The sequence below is a fragment of the Cyclobacterium salsum genome, from assembly GCF_010119245.1.
Taxonomy (GTDB): Bacteria; Bacteroidota; Bacteroidia; order Cytophagales; family Cyclobacteriaceae; genus Cyclobacterium; species Cyclobacterium salsum.
This window is the reverse complement of record NZ_WNKG01000006.1, coordinates 193398-215396: the sequence shown is the minus strand read 5'-3', so window position 1 is coordinate 215396 and position 21999 is coordinate 193398. Positions and strand designations below refer to the sequence as shown.

Annotated in this window: 18 protein-coding genes; all 18 read right to left on the bottom strand. The window is 40.8% G+C overall.

What is annotated here, in order from left to right; all coding sequences use genetic code 11:
* Positions 1–83: 83 nt before the first annotated feature.
* The 18 genes from GJS45_RS12240 to GJS45_RS12155 all read right to left on the bottom strand — a co-directional run bounded on the left by GJS45_RS12240 (position 84) and on the right by GJS45_RS12155 (position 21900).
* Complete coding sequence (locus GJS45_RS12240) at positions 84–1106, bottom strand: glycosyltransferase (RefSeq protein ID WP_235954732.1); 1023 nt, start codon at positions 1104–1106, stop codon at positions 84–86.
* Positions 1107–1217: 111 nt separating this feature from the next.
* Positions 1218–2180 (bottom strand): exostosin family protein, encoded by a 963-nt coding sequence (locus GJS45_RS12235; RefSeq protein WP_162342130.1) that lies wholly within the window; start codon positions 2178–2180, stop codon positions 1218–1220.
* A 51-nt stretch (positions 2181–2231) separates the two neighbouring features.
* The gene (locus GJS45_RS12230; RefSeq protein ID WP_162342129.1) at positions 2232–3341 is read right to left on the bottom strand and encodes a glycosyltransferase family protein; all 1110 of its coding nucleotides are present in this window, start codon (positions 3339–3341) and stop codon (positions 2232–2234) included.
* A 37-nt stretch (positions 3342–3378) separates the two neighbouring features.
* A complete protein-coding gene (locus tag GJS45_RS12225; protein WP_162342128.1) occupies positions 3379–4137 on the bottom strand; it encodes a WecB/TagA/CpsF family glycosyltransferase in 759 nt (252 codons plus the stop codon).
* 78 nt (positions 4138–4215) lie between these two features.
* Positions 4216–5454 carry a delta-aminolevulinic acid dehydratase gene (locus GJS45_RS12220; protein WP_202928076.1) on the bottom strand — a complete coding sequence of 413 codons (1239 nt, stop codon included), beginning with the start codon at positions 5452–5454 and terminating at the stop codon, positions 4216–4218.
* Positions 5455–5457: 3 nt separating this feature from the next.
* On the bottom strand, positions 5458–6576 hold the full coding sequence (locus GJS45_RS12215) for a polysaccharide deacetylase family protein (RefSeq protein ID WP_162342127.1): 1119 nt from the start codon (positions 6574–6576) through the stop codon (positions 5458–5460).
* A gap of 1 nt (position 6577) precedes the next feature.
* Positions 6578–7666, bottom strand: a complete 1089-nt coding sequence (locus GJS45_RS12210) for a glycosyltransferase (protein WP_162342126.1) — start codon at positions 7664–7666, stop codon at positions 6578–6580.
* A gap of 9 nt (positions 7667–7675) precedes the next feature.
* Positions 7676–8578: an AAC(3) family N-acetyltransferase gene (locus GJS45_RS12205; protein ID WP_162342125.1), complete on the bottom strand. Its 903-nt coding sequence runs from the start codon at positions 8576–8578 to the stop codon at positions 7676–7678.
* Between the two features lie 36 nt (positions 8579–8614).
* The gene (locus GJS45_RS12200; RefSeq protein WP_162342124.1) at positions 8615–10777 is read right to left on the bottom strand and encodes a bi-domain-containing oxidoreductase; all 2163 of its coding nucleotides are present in this window, start codon (positions 10775–10777) and stop codon (positions 8615–8617) included.
* 31 nt (positions 10778–10808) lie between these two features.
* Positions 10809–11816 carry a glycosyltransferase family protein gene (locus tag GJS45_RS12195; protein ID WP_162342123.1) on the bottom strand — a complete coding sequence of 336 codons (1008 nt, stop codon included), beginning with the start codon at positions 11814–11816 and terminating at the stop codon, positions 10809–10811.
* A 2-nt stretch (positions 11817–11818) separates the two neighbouring features.
* On the bottom strand, positions 11819–13156 hold the full coding sequence (locus GJS45_RS12190; RefSeq protein WP_162342122.1) for a glycosyltransferase family protein: 1338 nt from the start codon (positions 13154–13156) through the stop codon (positions 11819–11821).
* Positions 13157–13205: 49 nt separating this feature from the next.
* A complete protein-coding gene (locus GJS45_RS12185) occupies positions 13206–14459 on the bottom strand; it encodes a hypothetical protein (protein WP_235954731.1) in 1254 nt (417 codons plus the stop codon).
* 9 nt (positions 14460–14468) lie between these two features.
* Complete coding sequence (locus GJS45_RS12180) at positions 14469–15095, bottom strand: CatB-related O-acetyltransferase (RefSeq protein WP_235954730.1); 627 nt, start codon at positions 15093–15095, stop codon at positions 14469–14471.
* Between the two features lie 44 nt (positions 15096–15139).
* The gene (locus GJS45_RS12175; RefSeq protein ID WP_162342119.1) at positions 15140–16510 is read right to left on the bottom strand and encodes a lipopolysaccharide biosynthesis protein; all 1371 of its coding nucleotides are present in this window, start codon (positions 16508–16510) and stop codon (positions 15140–15142) included.
* Positions 16511–16548: 38 nt separating this feature from the next.
* Positions 16549–18918 carry a GumC family protein gene (locus GJS45_RS12170; protein WP_162342118.1) on the bottom strand — a complete coding sequence of 790 codons (2370 nt, stop codon included), beginning with the start codon at positions 18916–18918 and terminating at the stop codon, positions 16549–16551.
* 12 nt (positions 18919–18930) lie between these two features.
* Positions 18931–19728 carry a polysaccharide biosynthesis/export family protein gene (locus GJS45_RS12165; protein ID WP_162342117.1) on the bottom strand — a complete coding sequence of 266 codons (798 nt, stop codon included), beginning with the start codon at positions 19726–19728 and terminating at the stop codon, positions 18931–18933.
* Positions 19729–20175: 447 nt separating this feature from the next.
* A complete protein-coding gene (locus tag GJS45_RS12160; RefSeq protein WP_162342116.1) occupies positions 20176–20883 on the bottom strand; it encodes a sugar transferase in 708 nt (235 codons plus the stop codon).
* A 324-nt stretch (positions 20884–21207) separates the two neighbouring features.
* Positions 21208–21900, bottom strand: a complete 693-nt coding sequence (locus GJS45_RS12155; RefSeq protein WP_162342115.1) for a sugar transferase — start codon at positions 21898–21900, stop codon at positions 21208–21210.
* Positions 21901–21999: the final 99 nt, after the last annotated feature.

Here is a 21999-nt window from a genome sequence, read left to right as displayed (position 1 = left end):
CGGTTAAAATACAGGCAGTTTTTGGATCTCTCAAAAAGGTAATGATTTTATCGTCAATCAAGTGAAGGGGGCCATTATCAAGCTTAGGAATTAGCCTTCTTTCTATAGAGAACCGTTTTAAAGAGACTCGCCATTTGTTGAGCGAAATAATCAATATTATATTTTTCAATGTGTAGGTTTTTGGCCGTTTTTCCCATTTGGGACAGATCCGTTTCAGGGCTAATCATCTGCTTCAGTTTCGACTCCCAACCCAAACTGGTGTTTTCTTTCACCCATAGCCCTATTTTCTCTTCTTCCAGGTCTATGTCAAGAAAGGAATGATGAGTCATCAACACCGGCTTCCCTACGGCTAGGGCATCTAACAACACCGTCAATCCGTAGGTATTTCCTTTGTTTTTTATTTCTTCTTTTAGAGGAATGATGATAAATTCAGCGTTTGCATACGCTTGTAAAAGTTGATCATAAGGTACCCAGGTAGTATCGACAATTACGTTTGGCGGTAAGCGATCGGCATTTGGAATGGTGTTGGGCGTACAATAGATTTTCAAACATAGGGGAATATTTTCAAAGGCCTTGATCAACATATCGTAATCGCGATCTGCTGTGCCCGCACAGACCGCGTAAGGTACATAGTCCGACGTTTTCAATTCTTTCACGTTTTCGTAAAAGGAAAGGTCTGCTCCCCAGCGAACCGGAAAGCACCTATCCTGCATTTCCTCAGAAGTAAACTCCAGGTCCCTTCCGGTTTTTTCCATGAGCTTCGTGGAAAAAAAGGCGAAGGCATCAAACTGCCTGAGACGTTTTATGCCAAATTTATTGAGAAACGCTCCCGTTTTCTTGTAATAAATAAAATTCTGGTGGGCCAGTCCCACCATGGGGGTTTTTACAATTCCAATCATTTTTAGCATGGCCAACAGCCTACTGGTAGACAGGGGGTAGGGCATGTAAATCAGATCATAACGACGGAGCATAAACAAAGCCCTAACCTGTTGGTCCAAAAAAGGTATTTTGATTACCTTACCAATCATATCCAGCCACTTGTATTTTTGGTTTACATGGATGTCTACTTGAAAGTCACCCGATTTTTCGAGTTCAATTTTCCCCATTAGGTAATGGCTGGGATTTATTCCGTTTAAAAAATTTTGGTGGATCTTTTCGAAGGAGTAAGAGTTTATTAAAAGTACTTTAATTTTATTATTCATAATAAAAATAGATTTCTAATACGCTTCCAGTTTTTCAATGTTATTCATAATGTAGTTTGCCGTTGCCTTTTCGGAACACTTTTCCACCCACCACTGCCGGGTTTGCTGATGAATAGCTTCCAATTGGCGTTCATCCTGAAGAAGCTCTTTGGTAATTCTCAAGCCGGTTTCCCAATTTTCGATTTGAATAATAGGCGATTCCTGATAAAAAGGAGTCGGGGGCAGCGGTTCGGAAATAATGATACAGCCAGCTCTCATGGCTTCAAAATGCCGGAAACACTCTGTCATAAAATACCCTTTGGGGCATAAGACAATTTTGGAATCAGCCAACACCTGACCGTATTTTTCAGGAGAAAATCCTGCCTTAAATCCACTATTAAAAATAATAATGGAATCACTGAAAAATTTGCTGAAATCACTTTTCAGCTTGATCAAAAATTTACGGTAATATTCATGGGTAAGCCATTTTTCCGGAGGCAACAAAAATCCCAAACTGGAAAAGGTACGATAAAAATTTATCCGATTCATGTTGAGATTTCCCCTGAAAAAGACATTGTATTTTCTTTCTTTTATTTTCTTATCCGGGAATTCAGGAACACTATTAACGTACCCTAGAGCGAGGGGGAAAACATTACGCGCCTGAAACCGGGTGCCTATGTAGGCCTTAAAAATAGCAAAATACTTGTCGGCGTAAAAACTTGGATCCAAGCCTCCTTCGTCCGAAAAATAAAGCAATATTTTCTTCTTATCAGAGGCTAAATTAGCACTTGGGGGCATACTATCCTTTTTGGAGCCCGGGTTTTTTTTATTTACTCTATGATTGGAGTAGATAAAAAATTCGAATTCCGTGAATCGCTTACCCAAAGCGTCTTTTAATTCTCCAATTATTCTTTCTATAAACAATGATTCATTCAGTTGTTCAAACTTATAATCGGATTTCTCCTCGTAAAAAACGTTTGTCAGTCCAAACAATCTCATAAATTTCCTTTTAAAACTAGTACACCAATATAGGTAATAAAGAAATCAAGGTTATTTCCAGCCAATTTTGTAAGTATCGCAAATCCTCATAACTGCCTTCTCTAACTTATCTGCGAATAGTTCAGAATTGAATTTTTCGCCATAAACCCTCAGTGCCTGCTTGCCCATCTTTTGGGAAATCTCCGTGTCTTTTGCCAGTATATTCACAGCGGCTACCCAACCATCTACATCACCCTTGTCAACAGTAATGCCAAACCCTTCTTTTTCGGCATCTAAATTAATGGAAGGATTTTTAGTTATTATGGTTGGTTTTCCCAGGGCAACCACATCCTGTAGGCTGGTCATTCCCTGGCAGCCTTCCAGCCGCTCCGGGTATTTGAGCGGAATAAGAATAGCTCGCGAATCTTTGTAGTAATTCAACAATTCAAAATAAGGAATAAATTCCGAATTAATGCTCACGTTAGGCGGAATATCCGCCGTATTGGGGAGGCTCTTGGGGGTGCAAAATATTTTTAACGGGTAATCCAGTTTACGAAAAGCCTCAATCAATGTCTCGTAATCCCGGGCCGTATGACCTGCACTGATAAAATAACCCGTTTGAGGCTGTTCGTGGTTATTAATTTTCCCATAAAATTCGGTGTCAGGACCCCATTGAGCAGCATCTATCTTTTTTAGGTTTTCAGGATCCGATATTTTCAAGGTCCTTAAGGTATTTTCCATCAGTTTTTCGCTCAAGAACAGGATACCATCGTACCGAAGCAATATTTTTTTTGTCACCCATCTTACCAAAGAGTAAGGCGAATTCATCCCTAAAAAGGGTTGGTGCACGGTTATCAAAATTGGCTTTCGATAAAGTCCCAAAAATTTCAGGAGTATAAGGAACTTTGTGTTGGACAGGGAATAAGGAGCATACAGAATATCGTAGTCTGCCGCATGCGCCAAGAGCCGTACCTGCTGGTCCAAATGCTTAACACCGATAAAATTTCCCAGTTTATTGAGAATAGGATATTTCTCATGGGTAAAAATAGAAACTGCCACAGACCCCCTTCTTTCGAGCTCCACCTTTCCCCAAACATGATGGCTGCCACTAGTCCCCTTTTTCCACAGATCGTAAGCATTCTCCATGGAATAATTGTTTACCAGCATCAATCTTGGTTTCATTCTATTGTTAAATAAAAAAAATTGCTCCCAAGACATGCTAGCTAGATTTTCGATTAAGTTTCATTCTCTCTTGAAATAGTAACTTTACAAAGGCAATATTGGTTGTTAAATATCTTTTCCACATTCTTCCAGGTTCCTGCATGGTTCTGTAAAACCATTCCAGGCAGATTTCCTGCATCCAGAGTGGTGCTCTTTTTATCTTTCCTGATACTACATCAAAACTTCCCCCCACTCCCATTATAAAGGGTACTTTCATCTCATTTTTGTACTTATTCAGGAAAATTTCTTTTTTAGGAGAACTTATGGCCACAAATAACATATCGGCATGAGAATCTCTTATCTGCCGGGCGATTTCGAGCTCTTCGTCCTTCCCGAAATACCCATTTCTGAAGCCGGCAATTATGTTTTCACCATACTTCTCCTTGTAAATAGCAACTACCTTCGCAACTACCTCTTCCTTGGCTCCCAGAAAAAACACCTTGTATTTTTTCTTATGTGCCAGGGCAACCAGGTTTTCCATGAGGTCGATTCCCGCTACCCTTTCAGGCAAGTATTGATTCAAGAATCTCGCTGCCCAAACGATGGACTGACCATCCGCATTAATAATGTCGCAGTCCACAATCGAATCCCTTAATTCGGGATCCTTCTGAGCATTTACCAATTTGGCAGCATTCACTACCACATGGTGTAAACTTTCTTTCTTCTGAATGCTCTGATCAATCAGTTCAACCGTCTGATCCATAGTAAGGGAGTCGACAGGTACATTACAAATTTGAATTCTTTTTACATTTTCCATAGGTATAACTTAGTGGTTTTTTTAATTGCTGTTTCGTGTACCAAAAAATATTCCATTCTTTTCAGGGGTACCCATGTATTAGTGCCCTGAATTTTCATCTCCTTTTGACAGGTGCTCCCGATACAAGGCGGGTTCGTTTCTGAACAACACCGTAAACGAAAGAAACATCCATGCCTGTGCCCATCGCATATAGGGAATTCTCGACGTAAAATACTTATTTATTTGGTAAAAAAAGTATCCTTTTGGCGACTGCATGTTCTTAATCGTCCATCCCATCACTTTTTCTGCCATGTCTTTGTTTTCTTGAAACACCCCCAACTTATCCAAAGTGATGACTAACTGCGTCGGAGCGTGGATATCTACCGGATAAATACTGTTGTTGTAATATTTAGCGATTCCCTCTTCCGTAAAAAAAGTTTCCAGATAATATCCAAGCCCTTTTTTTAAGTATGCATCAAATTCATGATCTCCCGTATACCTGGCAAAATCCGACAAACATTCCAGATTATACCCAGTATGAAAATTATCTATCCACTGGTGAAAGGGCAGGGTACCGTAACTCCAGGCTCCGTTTTCCTGCTGATAATCACAGGCGAAGATAACCGCTTTTCTCGCTTCCTGATAAAGGTTCTCCTCCTTTGTATACCCATAAACCCGACTTAACAACCTGGCTCCCAATAAGGAAGCGTTGAAAACCACACTCTTATCTAAAGGAGAGTACGAAAAGGAAAAAGTCCCCTTCTCATCATAAGTCCTGTAAAGATCTTTTAAAACAAAATCGCAGGCACTTCTGGCCGCATCAAAATAGGCTTGCTTTTTAGTAAGCTCATAGGCATCTAGCAATGAGCAGGTAACGAAGGTAGTAGCCACTACCGTTGGCGTGTATTTTGGCTGAAAGAAAGCCCTGGCTTGCCAATCAAAATTATACCCCCAGCAACTACCACTCCAGCCCTTACTTTGGGTTTCCAAAATTTTATCTCCAAAAAAATGTATCTTTTCCAACCACTCTCTTTTGGGCTCGATCGAATACAAATTACAATAGGAGGAAAGAAAAAGTCCCAGGGCCTTGGGATTATATTCCTTGGGCACGCCTACCAACGATCTGAGGTTTAGTGGTGCCCGCTTGAAAAATTGGGTCCAGGCAAGTTTTACGATCCTGGACTTGGAAAGGACTGGTATTTTCTGAAATAACCGACTATTCAGGCTATCATAGGGGTCGTATCCTTTAAACGCTTCTTTCTCACAGAAAGCCTCCAATTTTGAAAAAGAATTATAGAACCGCATAGATTCAGTAGACGATATCTTAGCTGATGCCATTTGTCACGCTGTTTTTTTGGTTTTCAATTCATTTTTTATCCTGGAGACGGCCTCCTTTAAGGTGAGAAAAGACAACCTCCCCTTATTGGCCCGAAGAAAGGCTTCAAAGGTTTCGGAATGAATAAATTCTTTAGAGTGTCCAATCAATACAAAGGGATGAAAGTCGTAAGAACCCTTTGCGGCAATGCCTCTGGCATCTTTCAAGTACCTCTGTAATTTGCCTTTGGAGAAAAGACAAAAATCCCAGGTAAGGTGCTCTTTCTCAAGGAAAAATTTGATCTTCCCCAAAACAGAACTTCTTCCCTCTACCTTATCTTTAATCTTATCCAGGTTCGAGCGTTTGTTTTTCAGAGCGATCCGGATCCGTTGGCTATCGTATTTTCTAAATCTTGTCATTGATTGAGAGAAAATCGGTATTTCAATCAGTCCCTCCTCCCCGTCTTCGGGCTTTTCAACCGAAGTTTTCACCATCCAGTAAGGCCTTTCCCGACTCAGGTGACTGAAATCATACCGGTAATATTCGTTGTCAATAAATGCTCCCGGAATGACTGAAGAGTCTGCCACAAACCCTAATTTACGTAATACCTTGACGATCTCCTCCGATGGCGTAATACTAAAGCCTCCCGCCCTGAATATCGTACACTCGTAAGCGGGATCTACTTGCTGAATCAGTTCTTCAATGCCCTTTTTCCCTTTGACCAACAAATCTTCCAGACTAATTGGGAAATTTTCATCCGGCGTTAATGGAACCCGGGTGAGCTTCCAGTACCGATTATCCGGGTACCACTTTCCATTTTTAAAGCTTGCATTTACCCAATGGGGGTGTATGTGCAACTGTATATCATGGCCTTCCAAATACGCTTGCTTCAGCTGATCTTCAATGGCCTTAACGGGATTATTTTTATATCCCATTGCATTACCCGAATGCCATTCTTCTTTCATGCGCAAGTACTCCATTACTTCAAAAAAGATAGTGGTCTTGATCCCATGATGCTTACAAACTTTCAAATATTCATGGGTAGGCTCAATCATGGTATCGAATACACTTCCCGAACCATCGCCATATAATTCATAATCTAGTGTAAGAATCAAAGGGGAAAGGGTATGCTCGTTGTTTTTCATCTTAAAAATCATCTTTAATGTAACCCATAAGCTGGGTGGCTCTTGAATGCCAGGAATTTCTGGAGGCGATCGCTATGCGTTCCCTGACCAGACTGTCTGTATTCTCGTTGTATGCCTGCGCGATCTGGTTTACAAATTCTTGATCATCATTCGCTTTATAAACCGTCCCGGAAGGAAATTCCCAATGCCTCACATTTGGCAAATTGGTTATAACTGCCGGAAGGCCGCTTGCCAGATATTGCCACATTTTGTTCGGCGTTCTTCCGCTGTTGGGATCTTCCAGGTAGTAAGGCGCAATCGCCACATCCATTCGCTCCAACTCTCGACCCAATGGATCTCCGGTCATGACCCCATGTGAAATAACTTTTTCCGAAGGCCGTAGGTAATCCAGAAAATCATCAGCTATGGGACCAATCAGGTGAAGTTCGACATTTTCAATCTTCAAAATGGCGTTCATCAAATCCACCGGTGTCTTTTTCTTATCAATAAAACCAAGCAATACCACTTTCAACCTACCATCGGGTTTTCGTTTACGGATTTCATCGGCTTTACTTTTGGAAAAATCAGGTGCCCCTAAAGGAAGTTCATACGATTTCGGATTTACCAGTCGGAAATCATCCACCAGTTTCTTTGCCGTTGCAATCGTGAAAGTAGCCGTCTTCAACAATCTGTCCTGCGTAAAACGGGTATATGCTTTTACCGCTGCGGGTACCTGCACATTGTTAATATAATCATCACTGGCAAAGTAGATGAATTTCTTAAAATAGCTCCCTATCAGATGTGCCCCAAAATCGGAACAAATCAAAATCACCTCCCGCCCTTCGAAGTGCTTTCTCAGTTTCGGGAACAACCACATCTGGTATCCTTCGTTCACAAACGGCATGCGGTACCTGATCCTACGGCTTACCGGAAAGGATGGCAAAATCAGGTCAAAGTTATCGTTCAACCTTTTAATGGTTAATCCCGGTTTTCCTTTCAAATTTGAGGAGACAAAAGTCACCTTGTGATTTTCTGAAAGAGCCTGTGCCAATTGATGCCTCGACCGGGGCGGGCTATCCCAAACGGTATTGGTATAGATTACAAATTCCATTTTCTTCTACTACTGTTTTTTTTGGGAATAAACTGTTCGCGACATGCCTTCTTTCAACCATTTTTTGACGTGAAAATAAACCGCCTCATTACTGACGGTATAAAACACGGCTCCCTTTCTTTCTACCGAAATATAGTCCGAACAGCCCGTTTCTTTTAAAAATCCACAGGAGGATATGATCGAATTTACCTTATCCGGTTGGTGTAAATAAGTCGCTACTTCCATCATCTTGCCGTAGTAGTTCATCTTTCCTACGAATCGCTTATCCGAATAAATTTCCAATTTATCCTTCAGAAACAAATCTTCACAGGAATGAAAAAAAGAATTGATCTCTACGCCCAAACCCAGGGTTTTGCTTCCTGGCAATTGCCTGGTTTTGTAATAGGGACTCTTTTCATCATACGGATATTCCGAAAGGTGGTGCTCCTCAATCAACCAGTCCCTGTCCTTTCCCCAGGCACTTAAAGCTTTCACGGGATGTGGACTGAGCAGGACACCGTCGGATTCCTTAAAAACCTGAGTCAATACCCCCATATAAGATCGGGAGGTATGTACGTCGAACACATTATCCTCCTGAATCCAGTAATAGGCATGACCGGTAGGATAAAAGGGCATTAACAAATTGCCCGAATTCCCTACCAATTTTTTCAATAACTCAACGGTATCCTGCGGGGAGAAAGCAGCATTCATATTTCCAAAACTAGAATGGACAATGAGGGTATCTCCTTCCTTAACACCTAAACCCTCCGTTAAAATGCGCTCAAATTCCTCCAGCTCCAATGGAGCCCGCTCTTCCCTGGAAAGGGTGAAACTTCTCCTATACCTTCTCCTGGCCTTTCGAAAAAAATTTTTTAATTCGAGAGGGGTCAAATACTTAATGTATTTTAACGCCTTGTCTAGTATTTTTCCCACGATAAAGTAAGACTATGATGAATGCCCCTAACCGATTTAAGCCATTACCTCCTCAAGCGCTATGTTCTGTGGTAAACCCGTAGAAAGGCTATCCAGAATTTTGAACGTTGTCAAGGTAGTCAGGCAAATTGACTCAAACGAAATGGGGCTTCCTTTTCCTTCTTTTACCTGATCCAGAAAACGGTACACTTCCTCTTTATGTCCTTTTCCTGCGGACTTCAATTTGACCTGTTTGTTGTCTTTATGGATACTGCCACTTCTAAAGTCGTGAATAATACCAATTTTACCTCCTCCGAAAACTTCAATGTTTTCCTTCGGAAGCGATTTGTCACCATTCGCGAGGTAGGTTAAATTTCCCACCGAACCATTGCTAAATTTAATACTTATGGCCAGGTTGTCGGCAGAAGTCAATTTATCATTATTTGTATTGATCGCTTCTGCATATACTTTTACAGGAACAGCATCTGTGAAATATTGCATCAGGTCAATAAAATGACACACCTCACCAATTATTCGACCTCCTCCAATCTCAGGTATCTGTGACCAGTGGTCCTTGGGAATAAAGCCAGCATTTACCCGGATGGTTACTACCAGAGGTTCTCCAAGGTTTGTAAATTCCTTTTTTATCTCTTCTGCCACTGGGGCAAACCGGCGGTTGAAGCCGACCATGAGCGACTTATCCGAGCTCTTCTGGGTATGTACGACCTCCTTAAGCTGCTCCATATTCATGGCAAGCGGTTTTTCCACAAATACGTTTTTGCCTGCTTTCAAACCATCAATGACAAAAGAAGCATGAGAAACGTGTGGCGTGGCGATAAATAAGGTGTTGATTTGCCCATTTTCCAAAACATCTTTGGTATTAGAGGAGCAAAAGTTAAACTTAAACTTATCCAACACGCTTTTCGAGGTAATTCCTTTGGAGGTTACCACACCATCCAGGGAAGCCCCCCAGGATTTTGCATTTGGTATCAAATAACTTTGCGCAAAACTGCCTGCCCCGATAAACCCTGTATTGATGGCATTTATGGGCCCCTGATTTACTTCGGTTTTCGACTGAAGTTTATTTACTGAGCTTTTGTACTTAAGCAAGATTCCAATATGGGGTTCTTTTACTTTACCCATGACAATATCGTAGGCCTTTTCTGCCTCATCGATGTCAAACAAATGAGTAATAAGCGGTTTGATGTCAATGGCTCTTTCGGCGATTAAATCAAGAAATGCCTCCATATTTCGCTGTTCCGTCCAGCGCACGTAGGCATAGGGATAATCCTTACCTAACTCTTCGTAGTCCACGTCATACCTACCAGGTCCGTAAGAGCAGGAGATCTTCAGCTCAAGCTCATTTTTATAAAAGAAGGGTTCCCTGGGAATATCCATTTTTACCGCTCCCACTACGATGATTTTTCCTTTTTTACGGGCAATTTCCGTGGATAGTACAATCGGATCGTTGGTTGGAGTAGCAGCCGTAATGATGATTGAATCGAAGCCCCTGCCATTGGTGAAATTTTCACAAGCGGCAATCAAGTTAGAATCGTTTCGGTTAATAGCCTGGTTGGCACCGGATTTTTTTGCCAGTTCTATCAATTGCTCGGACATATCAATCCCAAAAACACCGCAGCCATTGGCTTTCAAAAGCTGTACGGTAATCTGGCCTAATAAGCCCAAGCCGATCACACACACCTTTTCTCCCAGACGTGGCTCAGCCTGTCTTACTCCCTGCAATGCAATAGAACCCAATGTGGTAAAAGCAGCCTCGTCCGAGCTTACGGATTCCGGGATTTTCACCACCAAATTTTGAGGTACAGAAATCACCTCCGAATGAGAAGCATAGTCCGCACCCGCGCAGGCAACCCGATCCCCCGGCTTAAATACCCCATTGCTGTCCATGGATGCGATGACCTTGCCCGAGGTACTATAGCCCAGTGCCTTTAACGAATCCAGTTTGGTCCTTACCTTACTAATGGTAGCAGACAATCCTTCTTTTTGTATATTTTGAATAACCTGAGATACCAAATCCGGCCTTTGTTTTGCCTTTCCGAGTAAATTGGCCTGGGCTACTTTTACGGTACTTCGTTCTGTACCGGCACTAATCAGTGAAAATTCGTTCTCTACCAATACCATGCCCTCTGAAAGTGCGGGGACCGGCACTTCATCCACGTATAGCTGTCCAGTCTTAAAATTTTGAATCACTTGTTTCATTGCCTTAAAAGAATAAATTTAAAATAATACGTTATATGCCTGTAATTGCTTCTATTTTTCTAACAAAGTTCCCCCAGGTATTTTCCTCCATAAAAACTTTTCGATCTGCCTCAATTTCTTTAGCATCGGGGCTATATCCAGCAATCATTCCAGGTAGTTCATCAAATTCCCGGTAAGTTTGCAAAAAAGACCAATGTTTCATATCCCGAAAAGAACCATGGTCTGGTCCGATGACTACTGCCCCCATCCGAATAGCGTCTATCAAAGATCCTGAACTCAGAACGGTTTTAGAATTGTAGGTAAATAAGGTAAACCGGGATTGGGCCACGTAGCCTGCTATTTCTTCCAAACTGAGCAATTCATCCTTAAACACTGCATTATCAGGCAATATAGCAAGAATTTCTTGTTTGTAGTCCTGATTTTTACACCTCCCGACCAAAAGTACTTTAGCAGATTTGAGTTCCTCTGAACTCCTGACAAACCTCAGAAAGCGATCGATCCCTTTATAAGGGAAAATACTTCCCCAAATCAAAAAGTCGTATTCTTTTTCCCCTTCACGGTATCTGCCAAGGCTTTCCGTCACCGGGTGCGGAATAACATACACCTTCTTTTGAAAAGCAGGGTATTCTGATTGAACAAAATCCGCCCCAGCCTGGGAATGGGTAATAATGTAATCCGCATGTACCATCATTCTGTCAATCATGTCCTGGGTAGTCGGATTTTCCCCCTTATGATGCGATCCTTTGTTGTGCAACACCCAAATTATTCTTTTCCCAAACTTTCTCCTAAGCCAGAGAAAAAACCGGAAAAGCAGGGTTTGAACTCCTCCCAGTTTCTTCTCCGGTATCGTTTCGGGCCAGTTGAGAATAAATATTTCTGCTTGAAAGAAAAATAGAAAAAAGTTTAGAATACCCCGGTTGGGATGGGTTGAGTTAACCACCCGGTGATTTTTTGACAAAGCCTCCTGAAAATGCAACATATAGGGATTCGGAGAACCTTTCATTTTATCAATCTTGGGATATAAAAAAATGGCTGCCATGTTTAGGATGGATTTAGGGATATGGCCTTATTAGTAGCCAATGCTGAAAGTTCATTTCTAAACGCCTCTCTTACCTTTAGGGCATCGTGTCTTTGCTCGGCAATTTCAATCGCTTTGGTGGCCACCTTTCTCCTGGTTTCCTGCGAATCAATCAATTCCATCAATGCTGCCTTTAATACCCCCACTTCATTTTTCGTTACCACTTTGGCCCATCTGTAATCTTGTGCATACGTTACCAGTGCGGTATCTTCCGGTGCAAATATAAGAATTGGCGTTCCGGAAATCATGTATTCTGAAGCCTTGGTAGGCATGGAATATTTTATAAATGCCGTAGCAGAAGGCGTGAAATCATAGGGTAAAAACAATAAGTCTGCGCCGGAAAACCGGTCAGGAAGTTCTTCATAGGGAACAAATCCCCTATGGTGAATGCAAGAATACGCATCCGCCCAAGATGGCTTTTTTCCTACCTGCAAGACTAGTTCCAACGGTTTTTCTCCTGATTTATTCAGATCATCCAGGCATTTAGCCATGGTTTCCAGGGAACTTTGTATCCCCAAGCCCATGCGCCCCGCGTATAAAATTTGTATTTTATCTCCAAAATCATAGGCTTTTCGCTGGCTTTTATTCCAAAAAGACAACTCAATGGGATTGTGGAAAGTAGAAAATTTAAACCCATACCTTTCCTGATAGGCTCTGGCCATTGGCTCGCTTATGCTAAAATGGCGGGCACATCGCGCTAGCATTTCCTTGAATTCGCCCCCGATTTTCTGATGCCAATAATTTCCTAGTATCCCTTCACCAGGTAATACCTCTAACCAATCATCCATCATATGAAAAACCATTGGTTTCTTTAGGTATTCCTGGACAAGCCTGCAAAAAATAACTGCCTCCCTACGCTGGGCCTGGGCATAAATTACATCCGGATTGAATTCATCCAACCATATCCGGAGTTCAGGAGAAAGTTGTAATGTAGATGCCCAGTTCAATACCCCTAACCATTTTAGAAAGGGATTGATATATCCTTTTAACAACTTTTCGCGGAGGGCAGACTTCTTTATCGGCTTTACCTTCTTTTCCTGTTTGCTGATTCTCACCTTTCCGGAAGGGTATTTGCGTTTTAACAGGCTCAGAGGAAATCGCCAGATGTGCTCTTTATGCCCCAACTGATAATAGTGATCGCAGGCATCGAGTTGGGTTTGTTCGGTAATTAAGTTTCCCAAACAAGATACTGCCAGTTTATCCTTTGGCCAGCCTTTGAATAAATTGGACAGCGTGATCCCTCCTCCCGAAATAGAGTTAAAAGGTTGGTTTAATATTAAAACTTTAGGAAAATCCTTCATCTGTAAGCCATTAATAAATAAAAATATACTTCATAAACAACTGAAAAGGCTATGTGGACATGGCTTCTTTAATATTTTCATCCGACATTTTTCTCATGTCCCTGGAATACCCAATGCCCACACAGACCCAAAAAAGCATGTGATTCAAATCCGTATTAAAAACATTTAACGGATACAAAGATAAAATCCACAGAACTATCCATATCCCCGCCACCTTTGATAATAAATTATTGGAAAAGAAAAAAGCCTTAAATGCTGCAGGAATGGCCATCAGCAATATGAGACCCAGGTAAATAACGCCTCCTTTTAAGATAATATTCAAATAATCGGTTTCAATCATGTAACGGTAACCGGAAGTATCATTCATGTCAATATTAGGACACCAATACCGACCATTAATTCCCCTTCCTATTACCCAATCCACCGCTTCAAAATCCCTGGCCATGGCCACTTCCACTCCTGTGCGGGTGTCTTCCAGGCCCCTCTCGTTTAATTCGCCAAAATAGGTATATTTATTTTCCTGGTAGAATTTAGGTCCGTAAACTGCCAAAACGCCAATAAAGAGGACTAATACACCACTCATGACCAGTTTATAGTTGGATTTAAAGTAAAAAATAACCATAAAAATTAACATATGGGTAACAGATAAAGCCATGATGGCCCTCCTTGCCTTATAGGTAGCAATTCCGATAATTGCCAATAGGACCACAAAGGCTATCATATTTCTGTATTTACTATGGTAAATATAGGTGAAGAGTAGAAATGATAACGGAACGCCCAGATCCTTGTAGAATCCTTCGAAGGTGAATTTTTGAGCCACATTTTCTTCGTAATGGGCTATCACCAGATCCATAAACATAAGGTTTAACAAAAGGAATGCTATCCCATAGACTACGATGATATCAAAAATCCGAGAGTAAAACTTTAAATTCTTAGGTATTAACAGTAATAGTGGAAAGAAATACTTGATGAAACTGGAAAAAAACAACCGTTTGGTGAATTCGTAGGTGTATTCGTATCCATGCAATAATATAAAAATGGAATACATCAGATAAATCACCAAGGTGATTCTTAAAAAGTAGTTTTTTACAGCAAACTGCACGGTGCTGCCAGCAGAATAGATGATTCCAAAAATGGCCATCGCCTGGATAAGCTGGATCACCTTAATCATACCGGTGGCATGGGTGGCTGTAAAGGCAGACCCAATACCGTAAACGGCCACGCTGGTCCAGAAAATGAGCATTTTCTTGTCCAGGTCCGCCGTAAACTTCCTATACATCACTATTTGACCGGATGAATCCACGCTATTCTCTTATTTATCAGCTAGTTTAGGAGCTATTTTAATGAATTTTTCTACATCAAAAAACAATTCCTCTACTTTCTTTAAAGTCTTTTCGTCCCCATCCCACCACCTGGATTTGAGCAAACCTTGTATCGTCTGCTCATCAAAGCGATATTTCATGATTTTTATCGGGCAACCAACCGCCACCGCGTAAGGCGGGATATCCTTACTGACTACCGCTCCAGCACCAATCACAGCGCCATCGCCTATTGTCACCCCATCCAGAATGGTTACGTTCGCTCCAATAAACACATCATTCCCGATGGTCACTGGAATGATTTCCTGGACTTTGGTTTCTTTGGAATAGGTAAACCCCGCCTGCCCATTGACCGAATAAAATGCTGGCGAAGTAGAGATCCCGTTAATGGGATGAAGTCCCCATCCTGACACCAAATTGGGCCCAATCGAGCAAAATTTGCCGATGGTGGTATTGTAAATTCGAGCATTTAGTGATACATAGGTCCCTTTACCAATAACGGTATTACTAAGCAGGTGGTATTTGTAGACCCTTGCCTGAGGATCTATTTTACAATTAATGAGGTTACTCCCCAATATTTCCCAATGCACTTTTTCATTTTTGGCAGCTGTCTTAACCAAGAAAAAGAAATTTGAAAAAAAATTCACTATGGGCTTGAAAATGTTCATTCGTTCCAAATATTTTTTGCCGTTTTGTTTAGTAGTTTGTGAGTTTGTATCGAAAAAACAACTCCCATCACTCCGAAAATCAGGGTGCTGGTCATGGTGATACCTACCAGGCCAAACCACTTACCCAAAAGGATCGCCAATGGTATATTCAGCAGGGCAGTTGCAGTCACCATATATAGTTGTAGTTTAATCTTGCCAATCCCATTTAGGAAAAACACGTGCATGGTTTGCCAGATGGCTACAACTACGTAAAGACACATAGCAGCCGATAAAGCAAAGGGAACCTCCACAGAATCTCCTACCCAAATATCATACAAAAATGGGGAAGCAAATAAAATGCCTATCGATGCCAAAATAGCTAAAAACCAGATTTTCCTCATTTTGGCAAGGGTGTTTTTTATCCAATCGTATTCTTCCCTCACATAGGCATCTGTAAATGCACTCCACATGGGGGTCACCACGATCCCAAAACCCATGGTGACGATCGCAAATAATTTAAATGCAATATTGAACGGGGTCACTTCTTCCGGTCCGAAAAGCTGGGTAATGATCACATTATTAGTACTGAATAGCACCAGGGCTCCAATTTGAATGACAAAAAATTTAGCTCCTAAAGACATTAAATCCTTTGCCAGACTAAAATCAATCTTGCTGAAAGAAGGGGCATACTTTTTATACTCATGGGTATAAAACCAAACACTTGAACTGATTAATACCAGAACCGGCGTAAAGCTTAATGCAGCTCCCAAATAAATCAGGTTTCCTTCTGTTGTTTTGGTAAGTACAAATATTACGATCAAAGAAAATAAACTGCCTAGAAAATTAAACAATGAGGCTTTGGCTGGCTCTTGGTTGGCGGTAAGCACAGTGGTAATTAATTTCAGTACAAACTGAAGGCAAAAGAAAGTGAATACAATCAAAGAAACGGATCGAAGTTCGTCCCCTAGCTCAGGAGAGGTATTCAAAATAGAAGCCCAATTCAAGAACGGATTAATGCCTAAAAAAATTAACAATACCGCGCCAATAATTATACTTAAAATGGCATAGGTAGTACTTACGTATTTTTTTGCCAGTTCATACTCGCCCTGAGCGATACTTTCGGCAAATTTATTCCGTAACCCATGACCAAAACCGATGTCGAAAAAACCAAACCAAGCCACCATGGAACTTAGGGTAAGCCAAATCCCGTAGCTGGTTGGGTTGACGTAATTTATCGTCAAAGGTACCAAGATCAGACTAATGGCTATACTCCCTCCCTTTATTACAAAGGAAGCAAGTATGTTCTTTTTAGCTTTTACACTTCGCTTATGCCCTTTATTAATCGCCTTGGTGACCGTTAAATAAAGGGATGAAATTTGACTTCTCATATGAAAAAAATTACCCTATCTCCCTACTAAAAATGGTATCAAACCTTTTTGGCCATCTTTTTATATACTGCACGTTTCTTCTTTTTTATATCCCCTTTTTGGTAATAGTCATAGCCATAGCTCAATTTAGTTTTGGCATCGTTGAGGACAATGACAGGGTTTTTTAGTTTTTTCTCCTTTTTATTTTCATTGATAAAAGTGATCGTATCTGACTTGGTATAGTTATACCGCATAATATAGGTTGTAATGTCAGAAAATTTAGACAAAGAAAAGGCGTCGGCTACCTGACCTACCGGAGCAGAGTCGATGATAATCACGTCGTACATCTCCTGAAGCTTGTCAATGAAGTAACCTACTTTAGGCAAAAGCATCAGTTCGGAGGGGTCATCTGGAAGTGTACCGCAACCAATAAGATCAAGGTTTGCGGGTAATTTTTCGCTTTTTACAATCAGGTCAGAAACAGTCAGCGATTCGTTCTGCAAATAGTCCGAAATACCGGTATCACTGGTCATTCCCAGATACTCCAAAAGTAACGGCTTTCGTAAATCAAATTCAAGGACCACTACCTTTTTATCCGCCAAACTCATGCTAACGCCCAGGTTAAGTGAAAAGAACGTTTTGCCTTCACCACTGGAACTAGATGTCACCAGGATTACTTTTTTATCCTTATTTGGCAACGCAAATTGAAGATTGGTACGTATAAGGCGGAACTGCTCCGCTACCGGTGTCCTGACTCCTTTTGAAATGGCAATCGGCACTTTTTCATCGTGGTGGGATACCTCCCCCAAAATCGAAATATTCGTTTTGGAGGTCACGTCTTTCTTAATTTTAATTTGGGTGTTTAATTGGTAATAAATAAAAACCAAGCCCAAAGGCCCGCCAAACCCAAGAAAAAAAGCAAAGCCCAAAATTAACATTTTATTGGGTTTGGTGGGTTTACTACCCGCCATGGCGGGATCGATTATTCGGGAATTACTTACGGTAGTTGCCGCCAAAGACATGGAGGCCTCCTCCCGCTTTTTTACCAAATACTGGTAATGGTCCTGCTTAATCGCTTGCTGTCGGTTTATTTCTAGTAATTTACGTTCAATCTCTGGCACCTTGCCACTTTGGATTTCTACTTCAGTGGTCCTAGCCAGCAAATTATCTCTAGCGATTTCTACACTCGACTTTATATTTCTAATGTTTTCAAGGATGTTTCTCCGCATGGAACTTAGCTGCTGATTCTTTTCCAAAATCAAGGGGCTGCCGGGCTGAATGGTCCTAAGCATTCGTTCCCTGTCCCGCTGTAGTTGATTAAACTGATTAATGTTGTTCATCAACGTCTGATCTTCTATATTCAAAGAACTAGGCACCGCCTGGTAATTATCCTCCTGGCTCATCAGATTTTCGATAGAGGTTAGCACGTCCAGTTGAATGGAATAATCTGCCAATTGCTCCTTACCTTGATTAAATGTTTCGGCGTATTGAAGGGCATCCGAACTCAATTCGGTGATTTTGTTTTCCTTCTTGTACTCTTCTTCCATCGCCTCGATCTCTCGCAATTCATTAGTAACCGAATCCAATTGTTCATTGATGAAGTCTATGGTGTTTCGAGCCGTTTGGTTTTTATTCAGCATGGCCTCCCGGTTATATGCTTTGATCAAGTTGTTCATAACCAGCATCCCTTTTTGAGGTACCGGATCGGTAAAACTTAATCGCAACACACTGGCCAGCTTATTTACGATCATGACGTCCAGTTTTCCACTATACCTGCCCGGAATTGCGTAAGGATTATTAAAATTGATGATGATGGTGCTGGGGTATTCCATCTCCTGAATACGCTCAATGCTCAACTCACCAAATGGGAAAGCTAATTGCTCTCCAAACTGGTGATTGGAAGTTTTTTCCTCTTCATTTTCCAGCCGGAAATTAACCGAATCCAGCACGTGAACCTTAAATTTGGTAAGCAAATCTTTATCAAAAAAAGCGGTCGAATCATACCGGTCCAATTCTACCTGTATGGGCACCTGCGCACCAAAAATTTCCTTATCCCTGAAAAAATTGTCCTTCACATAATAAGAAACATTGAGGTCAAGATCACGAATAGCTTCAACCATTAAGCTTACCGATTTGAGCACTTCTGCCTCGTTCTCCACCGTTTTTACCGATTGGTAGGTTTCCAATTCAGAATACACCGCATTTTGAGAAAAATCAGATCCTTTACTACTATTAATCAATATGGTTGCACCTACAGGATATTCCGGTGTCGCGTATTGAAAATAGGCATAGGCCAACCCGATACAACATACCAGCCCGATCAGATACAAATACCAAAATTTAAGGTACTTCATGATCAGGTACTTATAATCTGTATTTTCCACCTCCTTGGGCTGAAAATCATCCATCAACATATCCGACATTTTCATAATTCTATTATCTTATTCTAGGTAGAAGCGTAGGTTAAACAGCAACGAGACTCCAACGGATACCAATAAACCAAGGATGGCAAACGACCGCTGATTGGTACTTGCCTGCACTGCCTTGATCTTATCTGGTTCAACGTAAACTACATCATTTTGATGCAACATGAAGTACGGCGAGTTTAATATCTCCCGATTATTTAGATTAAGTCTTACAGCCTTTCTCACACCATCTTCATCTCTGATAACCAGTACATTCTCTCTTTTCCCATATTCAGTCATGTCCCCGGCCAATCCTAAGGCTTCCAATATGGTAATTCGGTCTGTTTCCAGGGTAAAGGTGTTTGGATTGGCAACTTCTCCGATAACGGTGATCTTAAAATTCAGATATTGAACGTTTACGATAGGATCTTTGACGTACTCTTCCAAACGCTGTGCCATTTTCTCAATCGCCTCTTCTTTGCTGAGACCTTCCAGTCCCACCATGCCGAGAACCGGAAAATTTACCTGCCCGTTTTTATCCACCAGGTACCCTTCGTTGATAGGAACTGCAGCATTCATCATTCTGCCATCATCGGAAGAGGACATCACACCTGCATTAAACAACAGGTTTGACTCTGCATTCAAACTACTGACGGTGATTTTTAGCAAATCACCTTTCTGAATCTTTGGCTCTGGGAAGTCTACAATCTCCGTAGAAAAATCAGACCCCGATTCGATATCGCTAAAATAGACCAGATTCCTCTTGGCACAACCAAAAATACCAGATAGAAAGAAAATAAAAACCAAGCTGTTTACTAATGTACTTTTTCTCATAAAATCTTAAGACTGTTACGTCGATTTCTACTCACCGACTTAGTTGTTATCGGTGAAAAAGTGAAACAATAATCTTCTAAAACATATTACTAATAAAGACCTCGCAAATTACTTAATTATCAGAAGAATAAGAACTGTGCAGGAATTTTTTCTATTCTACCGGCTTAATTTAATTCGATAGCTTTGCGGATTGTACTATTTCTTACTCCGTTTTCCTTAGAACCAGCACTGCGGGCTACCCTCCCCTACTATCAAACGAAACGAACACCCGGTTTAATACCTCTCGAGGAATCGCCAAATCAAAAACGACACAAACCAAACCAGGAGCAGCCTTCCAGCCAAGGAATCGGCTAGGGTAAGTAATAAGTATTCGACCAGTAAGTATATTTAAAAGACACTGTTATATATTTTTTTGCTGTTTTTTAATTCAATGAATTAGATTGCCGACTAATATGCTTTTTCATTTTTTGACATTAGTGAAAAAGCGGTATGGATCACAATTCGTATATCAAATAGTAAACACCATTTTTTGACATAAAAACTATCTAACCGATAGCGGGAATACAATTCCTGGAAATTTAAAATTTCTCCCCGAAAGCCTTTGCACTGAGCCAGCCCTGTAATACCCGGCTTTACCCGGTGCCGCTGCATGAATCCTCCGATCTCTTTGGCAAATTCCAGGTTCATGGGAACAGCATGAGGCCTGGGCCCTACAATGGACATGTCTCCTAAAAGTACATTGATGATTTGAGGCAATTCATCCAAACTTGATTTACGCAAAAACCTACCCACCCGTGTAATTCTCGAATCATTTTGTGTTGCCTGCCGGGTATCGGCTTCCTTGTTTTTTACCATTGTTCTGAATTTGTAACAATTAAAAACCTTATTCCCCCTTCCATGTCGGAGCTGTTTGAAGAAAACAGGACCTTTGGAGTCTACTTTGATCAATATTCCGATAATGGGAAATAACCAGGAAAGCACAAAAACAGTGGTGAACAATGCCAGCAATAAATCAAAGCTTCTTTTCATTAGCCGTTTATGGAAGCTGTCGTTTTGCCCATAAAGTACCCTGATTTTAGCCTGCTGCTGCTGTTTTACAAAATTTCCCTTTCTCAGGGATTGGCGAAATTTTCGCTCTACTAAAACATTTTCCATCTCTAACAATATTTACTTTCAACACTAAACCTTACCTTTTGTTTAAAAAACATTTTTGTATATCTGAAATACATTTTTACAAATATATACTTCCTTTCTCACCCGTGCAAGCTTTTGAGAATAAATTTAGAATTAAACTTCGTTTTTATGTATTTAAAATTCGTTTTAATAGTTTTAAAAATGGGGAAAAGTAGGGTATTCCTGGTATATCGAATGACAATTGACTAGAGGCTAGTCGGCATCAGAAGAATACAAACCCACTGAAATAGGCAGCAATGGCCTTGGAGCAAGCAAATAAAACCAATCCACAAAAGACAAGAAATGCTAATAGGCCTTCCTATTATTATAAAAAACGGCTGAAATTGTCCAAAAAACAATTTTCAAATCCAAAAACAAGCACCAGTTTTTAATGTAAAAATGATCCAACTTGACTCTGCCGTAAATATCAAAGAAAGTCAACACCTCACCCCGATACCCCTTTACTTGAGCCAATCCAGATATACCCGGTTTTACGGAATGGCGAAACATGTAATTACTAATTTCATTCGAAAAAAAATGATTCATCGGCACCGCATGGGGCCTGGGACCAATGACGGACATGTTTCCTAATAACACATTTATAAACTGAGGTGTCTCATCTAAACTGGTTTTTCTCAGAAACTTTCCCAGCCTGGTTACCCTTTGATCATTTTTGGTCGCCTGCCGGGTATCAGCATCCTGGCTCCGGACCATCGTCCGAAACTTATAACACCAAAACACCTGATTGCCTTTCCCATGTCTTAATTGCTTAAATAAAACAGGCCCTCTAGAATCCATTCTAATTAAAAGTGCAATCAATGGAAACAACCAGGATAAGACGAAAATGACGAATAATGAAGCAAAAACGACATCCAAAAATCTTTTAACCAAAAGCTTTTTCGGATCAGTGAGGTGTATGGTACCGTCTGGACCGATATAACCTGAAAGCCTTCTCGAGAAAAATTCAGGTTCTTTCTCCTTACGTAAAAACTTTTCCATTGTTGAAATCAGTCTACCTTGCTAAAAACTATACCTCATTTTAATGTATTTGAAATACATTTTAACAAATATATTTAGACACGCCCATATAAACAAATA

Excerpts from the sequence above, each read along its gene's own strand:
- GJS45_RS12170 (WP_162342118.1), bottom strand. The coding sequence starts at position 18,918 with ATGAAAATGTCGGATATGTTGATGGATGATTTTCAGCCCAAGGAGGTG.
- GJS45_RS12155 (WP_162342115.1), bottom strand. The coding sequence starts at position 21,900 with ATGGAAAAGTTTTTACGTAAGGAGAAAGAACCTGAATTTTTCTCGAGA.
- GJS45_RS12240 (WP_235954732.1), bottom strand. The coding sequence starts at position 1,106 with ATGGGGAAAATTGAACTCGAAAAATCGGGTGACTTTCAAGTAGACATC.
- GJS45_RS12160 (WP_162342116.1), bottom strand. The coding sequence starts at position 20,883 with ATGGAAAATGTTTTAGTAGAGCGAAAATTTCGCCAATCCCTGAGAAAG.
- GJS45_RS12225 (WP_162342128.1), bottom strand. The coding sequence starts at position 4,137 with ATGGAAAATGTAAAAAGAATTCAAATTTGTAATGTACCTGTCGACTCC.
- GJS45_RS12210 (WP_162342126.1), bottom strand. The coding sequence starts at position 7,666 with ATGGAATTTGTAATCTATACCAATACCGTTTGGGATAGCCCGCCCCGG.
- GJS45_RS12190 (WP_162342122.1), bottom strand. The coding sequence starts at position 13,156 with ATGAAGGATTTTCCTAAAGTTTTAATATTAAACCAACCTTTTAACTCT.
- GJS45_RS12235 (WP_162342130.1), bottom strand. The coding sequence starts at position 2,180 with ATGAGATTGTTTGGACTGACAAACGTTTTTTACGAGGAGAAATCCGAT.
- GJS45_RS12215 (WP_162342127.1), bottom strand. The coding sequence starts at position 6,576 with ATGAAAAACAACGAGCATACCCTTTCCCCTTTGATTCTTACACTAGAT.
- GJS45_RS12195 (WP_162342123.1), bottom strand. The coding sequence starts at position 11,816 with ATGGCAGCCATTTTTTTATATCCCAAGATTGATAAAATGAAAGGTTCT.
- GJS45_RS12230 (WP_162342129.1), bottom strand. The coding sequence starts at position 3,341 with ATGAAACCAAGATTGATGCTGGTAAACAATTATTCCATGGAGAATGCT.
- GJS45_RS12200 (WP_162342124.1), bottom strand. The coding sequence starts at position 10,777 with ATGAAACAAGTGATTCAAAATTTTAAGACTGGACAGCTATACGTGGAT.
- GJS45_RS12175 (WP_162342119.1), bottom strand. The coding sequence starts at position 16,510 with ATGAGAAGTCAAATTTCATCCCTTTATTTAACGGTCACCAAGGCGATT.
- GJS45_RS12165 (WP_162342117.1), bottom strand. The coding sequence starts at position 19,728 with ATGAGAAAAAGTACATTAGTAAACAGCTTGGTTTTTATTTTCTTTCTA.
- GJS45_RS12220 (WP_202928076.1), bottom strand. The coding sequence starts at position 5,454 with ATGGCATCAGCTAAGATATCGTCTACTGAATCTATGCGGTTCTATAAT.